Here is a 7,700-nt window from a genome sequence, read left to right as displayed (position 1 = left end):
CTTCCGAACTTACACTGTAGAAAATTCCCCAAGCTCCCTCTCTGTCCAGCAATGCTCTAAAGTTGATAAATATCAATCTAACAAAAACTCAAAGCCCTATTGTACAAGCTTTACAAGCATGAGTTGTTGATAGTTTTGCATGACAGGTTCGGTAGAGCCCACAAATATTCCTCTTGGCGACTTCTTGACGAAATTCAATTAAAGATAAGTTGGCAAAATCAGCCGCTTTTGCGCTACTGATATGATAGTCTCTAAACATAATGATTGCCAGTTCTAGTTGCAACAGTTGCTCGTTTTTTCCTGTTGCTTGTATAATTTCGTTGGGAATCACAATAGTCATTAGAATTTATGATATTTGCATGAAACGCCCCTATTCTATCACAAAAAAATACTTGTGATCGATTTATTAATAAAATTTAATGAATAGAAACATGGACAAAAAATAAACCCCCTCAAACGACTGAATGAAGGGGCATTTATCGTATTTTGTAAGCAATTTAGCCTACTTTTGTGGTTTAGTTTTTGTCGGATTTAGAGGATTTTAGTTTGCGTTTCAGGGTTGAACCTGCGCCTAATGCACCAAAGGAGCCAATAGCTAAAAGTCCAGCAGTTGAGGAGGGTTCAGGAACTTGTATAGCCCCTTTGCAGCTACCGGGGCAACCGCCATAGTCATAGCCTGGCCCCGGCCGCTTGAAGGTGCTACCAAAATCCGGCCGGGTGAATACTTGATAATCTTCATTTACAGTACCCCCTACATGGAAAGCTAGACCTCCAAAAGAAAAGTTACCAGCTTTATACCCTGCTGGAAGCACTCCCGGAGCAAAGCCACCATTGGGATTGTAAAGGTTATCCGTCTTCGAGTGGGGAATCTCGTCTCCCGCCGCGGCAATATTGGTATATTCGGGAAGTATTGCAGTAATAGGGTTAGTGATGCCGCCTAGGTCAGTCTCTGTTCCCGTCACGCCAAGGATTTTGTAGCCTGTAAAGGTATAAGCTGGAGAAGTTAAACCACTGGTTGGATCAGTCTAAGAAGGGGCGTTTTTTGTTGTAAGCGTGTCCTCCGTAGTCAGATTCAGTTTAAATAAATCACCGTCCGAAGTTAAAAAGTCGAACTTGAAGCTAAGTTGAGCAGCCTGAGCAGGACTTGTAGATAGTCCGATTAGTGCAGTGGTTACAGCCGCTCCAAGAATCGCGGCTGAGATGCTGTTTTTCATTTTTTTTCTTCTCAATAGTGCGGTTATCCCCTCCCAGCTAGGTCAGGCAACAGCCCAACCCAACGCCAAAGGCGGATGGCAACAGCCTACAGAATACCTATTTTCTAGGGAATCTATCTTGAGAATGATTTGAAATATGCTAACTTGGAAAATTATCACGATCGCATCTAGTCAGTACCATGAGTGAAATTAGCATCGGGGGAAAAGTCCGTCTGATTGCCATTCCCCCTTACCTGAAAACCGCCGATCCCATGCCTATGTTACGGCCGCCGGATCTGCTCAATATTGACGATATAGGCACGGTGATTGATCGCCGGCCGGGGGGTTATTGGGGTGTAAAATTCGATCGAGGCTCATTTCTGCTCGATAGCAAATATTTAGAAGCTATTTAAACCCGTTAAGTGCATCGCAGTCAAGACAACTTTTAACCAAGGTAAAACTATCGGTCATTGGCTGCCAGGAACTGCCTGCTTGGATAATTAAATCTCTGAAACAAAAAATTATACCCAGTAAATCAGTCTAGTTATATCCAAGTGATCGGTAATCCAGAACAATAACCTAAATTTATGGAACTATGCTCTGTTTCCCAATCTAACACCTGTTCCACACGCTGATAAATTGCCGCAGCTTCCTCACTAGAATTGCCGATACAAGTTAAGCCTAATTTACCAAATTCTGACAGCGCACCCATGAGATGAAAAACTGTTCCTGTTTTACTGCTACTATCAAAATGCAAGTGATGTTTAGCAATAATATCCATTAAATCATCGGGAAGTAAACCTTTGTATTGGGGTTTGTGGAGATTATCGGAGGCAATATAGTATTTTTCCTGGTGAGGTTGACTGAAAAATAATCCGGTTTCTCGATCGTATTTACCATTAGTTAAAAGCTTTAAAGTCATAAAAGGATGGGTGGTTCCTCCTTTTCGCAGATTAATTTCGATCGCCTGTAAATCCCAGACTAAAGTTTCTGGATTTTTCACGGCGACGAAATCAACTCCATAGCGTTCAATTGCCCCCTTGGCTGCCAGAATTTCCCCTATTTTTAGGCCTAATTCCTGTAATTGTAGGCGATAATTTTCATCGGCAGGAAAATGACAACCTAGATAAATTTGACCATCGGGACCGCCTAAAATTTGATCGTGAGTGGAAATAATATTCACTTCTCCCGTGGGTGTAATATAACCTTGCACACTCGGCGATCGCTTTTCTTCTCCTTCAATAAAAGCTTCGACAATTGCCCCTAATTCAGCAATTCTGCCAGAAAAACTGTCCCAATTTTCATCCCTTGCTTGAAAACTCATTTTCTCTAATTGTTTGGCCAAGAGATTCATTTTCTCGCTTAAATCTAGGCTGTTACTATCAACAATTCCCCCTAAAGGACGTAAATCTAAAACCGCATTTCCTTCTCCCGATAACCCCTCATTTAACTTCACTACCATGCGTTTTAATTGCGGTTGACGAGACCACAAACTAGCGGCTTCGTATAACAAATCCTTGACCGTATTTACCTGTAAACTACCGTCAGGATGGGGAATATTGCCTTGACCAAAAATCTCGCGACTGCCACTTTTAGAACCCCAATACAATAAGTCTGGACTACAGGCAAATAAAGGAATATCTAATTGTAAAGACAATTCTCGCTCTAAATTAGTAGAATTAAAACAAACCATGTAGGCACGATCTCGACGCAACGCTTGCCGGATTCTTGCTACTAAGCGCGGTCTGTCCAGAATTTTTTGGGTTAAAGGTTGAAAAGAGTTATCATGAGTTGTCAGTAATAAAAGACGGTTATTAGCATGGGAAAAAGGAATCCCAGGCAACAATTGCAGGTAATAATCAATCACCATCCGCGAAAGTGGCTGCGCTGTTACATAGATTAAACGAGTTTTCGGATGTCGCAACCGAATCAGAGAAAATAATAATCTTTCTTCGTAATGTAAAAAACCCGCCACTTTTTGACCGACTCTCTGATCGATACTAAAAGAAGGGACAACTAGGATATCATAATCGCATTCATCGGATTCGGGAACGTTTTCTCCCTGCCAAATCTCTTTTAATTTTTCTTGTAATTCTTGATACCGCAGACGCTTTCCTAGCATCAAATCTTTATCTAACAGCATGGTTTGTCCCACCTCTGTGGTTGCAGACACCTGTATCTTATCGATTTTTAGAGCCTGTCGTCTCCAGTGCCTTTCTTTTCTTAATATTCCCCCAGTCCCTCCGATCGTTGCCCTTAAAAAGGGATACAGTGGACTCTGTATCCCCTTTAATCACCTGAGATTGGCTTTAACCTAGCGGGTGGAATAAGAGATCGGGATAAAAGCGATTAAATTCGATTAAAATCCCGGCGGTGAAAGTCAGCAGCGCCATAATTAACACGGGTGCGGACGAGAGAAATTTAGTAAGTCCTTCCATCTGAGTTCTCCTAGGGAATAAAAAGTCAAGGGTTTGACACAAAAATTAACGAGGGGAAACAGTAATTTCCGAATCCTTAACGGTTAATTTACCGGAAGTGGCTTCTTGTAAAGCCGCCAACGGCCAGAGGAACCCCGTTAACATTTTGCTCAAAGCGAGGGGAACATCGATGATGATTTCCTTCATTTCGGCATCTTTGCTGTCGCGCACGGCGATTAAATAGGCCCGACCAACCCAACCGATCCAACCGGTAATGTACAGGAATAGGATGCTAGGGATAAAGAAATCGCCCATGTGATCCCAACGACCATCAACAATTAGGTGCGGATAGCCTTCGGGTCCACAGAGAGCTTGGGAGTAGGTTTGAGCGCGTTTGGCTCCCGATTCGGGGTCAGGAGTGGTGTTGCGGAAACTCTTCGCTTTTTGTAGGAAAGCGGGATTTTCGCTACAAGGGGTCAGATTGGACAAATCAGCCGACGCTGGAGCGGCAAAGGTGAACCAGAGAGATAGCACCAGGGCCAGAGCGAACAATTTTCGCATAAATTGTTTCCTTTTGTTACGAAATATGAAGTTCTTTGTTCAAAAAGCGAACAATTTGATCGTACACGGAAAAAATCTTACTCCGATGAGGGGTACGAGTAAAGTTTCTATTACAAAACTATACGCAACGCTTCAGACCCCGGTGATATGAACCACCACTTGCCTTTGGTGACGACTCTGACGGTGTTCCCAGAGATAGATACCTTGCCAGATGCCTAAAACTAATTTACCCCTAGCGATCGGGATTTGTTCCGATGTCCGGGTTAGGACCGAGCGAATGTGAGCGGGCATATCGTCTGGCCCTTCGGTAGAGTGATAGTAGAGACTGCTATCTTCCGGCACTAACTTGGCGAAGAAATTGGCTAAATCGGTGAGAACATCGGGATCGGCATTTTCTTGGATCAGCAAAGAAGCGGAGGTGTGACAGACAAAGACACTGCATAATCCCGTCGTTATGCCCGATTCAGCCACGATCGCCTCTATGGGGGCAGTGAGACGATGGAAATTCTTGGGACTGGTGGTAATCGTCAGGGATTTTTGATATTGACGCATGGCAACCGAATCAGGGAGAAATGGGGGTGGGGGGGATTGTCCTGGAGAGCAAAGGTTGTCCCGCTTGCAAGAGATCGTGAAGGTTCACCACTGCCCCGATAACAGCGATCGCAGGGGCTTCAAAGCCGGTGGCTTCGATCTTGTCCATAATCGTGCTGAAAGTACCGATTAACTGCTGTTGTTGGGGTGTTGTTCCCCAGCGAATTAGGGCGATCGGTGTTTCTGGACTTCTGCCGGCCTTGGTTAACTCGCCGATAATATAGGGTAAATTATGCACACCCATGTAAACAACAATTGTTTCCGCACCATGGGCGATCGCTGACCAGTTAACTTGAGGACGATATTTACCCGCCATCTCGTGGCCGGTGACGAAGGTAACGGAAGAACTATAATCGCGATGGGTGAGGGGAATACCGGCGTAGGCAGGCACGGCAATTCCTGAAGTGATCCCCGGCACGATCTCGACGCTAATTCCGGCCGTGATCAGATCGAGCATTTCTTCACCCCCGCGACCGAAAACAAAGGGATCACCTCCCTTGAGACGAACAACCACGGCATTAGTCCGGGCCTTATCGATCAGTAAAGCGGTGATTTCCTCCTGTACCAGAGAATGACGACCGCGACGCTTACCCCCATGGATTTGTTCGGCCCAGGGGTTAATCATGGTCAGAATCGAGGGGCTAACTAGGGCATCATAGAGGACAACATCGGCATTTTCTAAGAGAACTTTCGCTTTCAAGGTCAACAAACCGGGATCTCCGGGACCCGCACCAACGAGATAGACCTTACCGCAACTTTCTGATTGATTCATAGATACTGGGGAGAGAATTCTTGCTTCGATCGAATACGCTTGATCCCTAATGTATTGTGACTGGGGCAAAATTTGGTATTTTTAGCTACAGTTACTCGGCGATCATGCCCTTTCTTCATGAAGAATTATAATTTTAACATTACTTAACCTTTTATCTAGCGATCGCTCTGACAGGGGTCGCCGCCCTGTTGCAAATACACGAGTTTCTCGCTCCTCACCATTCCAGATAATAATTGCTTTGTGAAGGGGCAGCATTACTTGGCTGTTGTCTGCTAAATTCGCCCGCACATCGTACCTGAAAGGAAGATTCAGTAATGCTACTGCCTCCGATGGTAAACAAAGCTCATCTGTAAATCCTGTATCTACTACAAACTCAATCGGAAAGTCAGCGCGATTTGGAATCCGAAATGGGATAGTGATGATCGGGTGTCCATTAGCCACAATACCTGAAATCACTTAACTACACGTTCCATAACACCCCCACCAAAAGCGGCAGCAACGTTGTAGCCAATTTTGATCCCAAAGAGCCGAGCATGGGGGTGTTTCTCGCTCAATAAGTCAGCAGCGTGTAAGCCATTTTCATCAACTTTGTAGTCACCTGTTTCAATGTCAATGATGACCATCTTGCCAATGTTTTCCTCAACTTCCACCTCTTGGCGGATTCTGCTTTCGTACAGTTTCTCTGCACGTTGAGCAACTTCTTCACGACTTAAAAGGATAGCTTGCATATGCTAACTCCCGATTGCGATTTGACTTCTGGAGACTTCTCTATAATATCTCACAGGTCTGTAGGATGAGCTAATGCCATCCTACTAAGTCTCTACAAGATTGGCTGCTACCCAGTGCCTTCGGCATTGCACTTAAACCCACAGCTTCAATAAATCTGCATGGTGCGTTCCCCAAAAATCGATCACTGGAGCGGTAGAAGTTGCATTAGGGAACGCACCCTGGGACGATGGCGTACTGCTACGCAGTGCCTTCGGCATCGCGCTTTCTGCGCTACACTGTCCAATCTTGGGTTATTAAGTTCGGAACTTTGCTGAAATCGCCAGTATTTCGGGTAAGCAACAATAAATTGTTGGCAATAGCGATCACTGCAATTCTCAAATCCATTGTCGCCACGCAAACCTTTTGCCTCCTCATCTCATCAAATATTTTGATCGCTTCAGCATCAAAAGGCAAAACTGGAGCCTTTGCAAAACCATTGAGAGTTTCTATCAGCAGCGCATATCCACGAGCCAAATCGGTATTCGTCTGAGCGCGATTGATGAAACTGTGAGCGCCAATTACTTGTTCATGGAAACTAATAACCGACAAAGCAAAGTCTGCGATCGAATATTGTGACATCCGCAAAATTAATCGGCTAAACTCTAAACTAGAACGGCGCTGTAGAAAACTGATGTGATCGGTATCGAGCCAATATTTCACAATTATTTGCCAGTGTCATCAATAGGTTTGTCAGACTGCCGAAATGCGCGTCCATATTCTAGAGCTTCCAGAAAAGCTGAGTCATCGGAGATTGAACCTATTAGTCCTTCGAGCCAATTGTCAGAGCTAGGCTTACTTTCAAGTTTATGCTGAAGATCAAAAACTACTTGTTCAAGGGTTATCAAGCGTCGTTCAAGAGTTGCTGTGTCTAGCATGGCTGCTCCTAGATTGAAAGGTATAATTTAATTGCATAGCGCAATAATTTGTTCTAGTCTAGCTAAAAAATTGTCATCGTATTCAAATTACTCTCTACATAAGCAAAAATAAGGTGCGTTACATTTCATTAACGCACCCTACAAGATCGGCGATCGCACTGAGAATGAGAATTTTATAAACTTCCCGTTTCTGGTCTTCGGGGAGTTGTTTGAATAAGTCGATAACTTGTTCATTGCTTAAGGTTAAGTTCGGCATAGGTCGCTTCTAGAAAATAGCATGATTAACGATTTTAACACGGGTCCTTAATGGAGAGGGTTTTCGGTTCGCCTACACCTTCCGGGCTTCGATCGGTTAGAATCGAGAAATTATCGGCCTAGAAAGTCCTTTCATCTTCGCGCTTGCCGTAAAATTATATCTTTAACTAAATGGTGATCGCTAATTAATTATCGTAGTAAAGCTTGAAAACCTGCTTGAATAAAATGAACATCTGAAGTTAAAGCGTCGGTAATTTGATTTTCTTCC

Annotated in this window: 12 protein-coding genes; 1 reads left to right on the top strand and 11 read right to left on the bottom strand. The window is 44.1% G+C overall.

Annotated features, from left to right (window positions below; all coding sequences use genetic code 11):
- Nucleotides 1-88 precede the first annotated feature (88 nt).
- Together ACOCD9_RS21320 and ACOCD9_RS21315 are read right to left on the bottom strand one after the other, a co-directional pair.
- Nucleotides 89-340, bottom strand: coding sequence for a UPF0175 family protein (locus ACOCD9_RS21320; protein ID WP_419548378.1), 252 nt, complete (start codon nt 338-340; stop codon nt 89-91).
- 175 nt (nt 341-515) lie between these two features.
- Nucleotides 516-962, bottom strand: coding sequence for a PEP-CTERM sorting domain-containing protein (locus ACOCD9_RS21315; RefSeq protein ID WP_419548377.1), 447 nt, complete (start codon nt 960-962; stop codon nt 516-518).
- Nucleotides 963-1,393: 431 nt separating this feature from the next.
- Between ACOCD9_RS21315 and sipA the strand changes: the two genes are divergently transcribed.
- On the top strand, nt 1,394-1,606 hold the full coding sequence (gene sipA, locus ACOCD9_RS21310) for a regulatory protein SipA (protein ID WP_287704016.1): 213 nt from the start codon (nt 1,394-1,396) through the stop codon (nt 1,604-1,606).
- Nucleotides 1,607-1,737: 131 nt separating this feature from the next.
- Here sipA and ACOCD9_RS21305 read toward each other — a convergent pair whose 3' ends face one another.
- The 9 genes from ACOCD9_RS21305 to ACOCD9_RS21265 form a co-directional block, all read right to left on the bottom strand.
- Nucleotides 1,738-3,336, bottom strand: coding sequence for a peptide ligase PGM1-related protein (locus ACOCD9_RS21305; RefSeq protein ID WP_287704033.1), 1,599 nt, complete (start codon nt 3,334-3,336; stop codon nt 1,738-1,740).
- A 166-nt stretch (nt 3,337-3,502) separates the two neighbouring features.
- Complete coding sequence (gene psaJ, locus ACOCD9_RS21300; RefSeq protein ID WP_002738148.1) at nt 3,503-3,631, bottom strand: photosystem I reaction center subunit IX; 129 nt, start codon at nt 3,629-3,631, stop codon at nt 3,503-3,505.
- Between the two features lie 45 nt (nt 3,632-3,676).
- Nucleotides 3,677-4,171, bottom strand: a complete 495-nt coding sequence (locus ACOCD9_RS21295; protein ID WP_002748906.1) for a photosystem I reaction center subunit III — start codon at nt 4,169-4,171, stop codon at nt 3,677-3,679.
- Between the two features lie 132 nt (nt 4,172-4,303).
- The gene (locus ACOCD9_RS21290) at nt 4,304-4,723 is read right to left on the bottom strand and encodes a secondary thiamine-phosphate synthase enzyme YjbQ (RefSeq protein WP_045362918.1); all 420 of its coding nucleotides are present in this window, start codon (nt 4,721-4,723) and stop codon (nt 4,304-4,306) included.
- 10 nt (nt 4,724-4,733) lie between these two features.
- Nucleotides 4,734-5,534, bottom strand: coding sequence for a uroporphyrinogen-III C-methyltransferase (gene cobA, locus ACOCD9_RS21285; protein WP_287704014.1), 801 nt, complete (start codon nt 5,532-5,534; stop codon nt 4,734-4,736).
- Between the two features lie 102 nt (nt 5,535-5,636).
- A complete protein-coding gene (locus ACOCD9_RS21280) occupies nt 5,637-5,975 on the bottom strand; it encodes a clan AA aspartic protease (protein WP_287704012.1) in 339 nt (112 codons plus the stop codon).
- A gap of 11 nt (nt 5,976-5,986) precedes the next feature.
- Nucleotides 5,987-6,262 carry a hypothetical protein gene (locus ACOCD9_RS21275; RefSeq protein WP_002739245.1) on the bottom strand — a complete coding sequence of 92 codons (276 nt, stop codon included), beginning with the start codon at nt 6,260-6,262 and terminating at the stop codon, nt 5,987-5,989.
- Nucleotides 6,263-6,533: 271 nt separating this feature from the next.
- Nucleotides 6,534-6,962, bottom strand: coding sequence for a type II toxin-antitoxin system VapC family toxin (locus ACOCD9_RS21270; protein ID WP_419548376.1), 429 nt, complete (start codon nt 6,960-6,962; stop codon nt 6,534-6,536).
- Nucleotides 6,963-7,295: 333 nt separating this feature from the next.
- Nucleotides 7,296-7,433 (bottom strand): hypothetical protein, encoded by a 138-nt coding sequence (locus ACOCD9_RS21265; RefSeq protein WP_287704038.1) that lies wholly within the window; start codon nt 7,431-7,433, stop codon nt 7,296-7,298.
- Between the last annotated feature and the right edge of the window lie 267 nt (nt 7,434-7,700).

Source organism: Microcystis sp. (assembly GCF_048564745.1).
GTDB classification, from domain to species: domain Bacteria; phylum Cyanobacteriota; class Cyanobacteriia; order Cyanobacteriales; family Microcystaceae; genus Microcystis; species Microcystis ichthyoblabe_A.
This window is presented reverse-complemented; position numbering and strand designations above follow the sequence as displayed.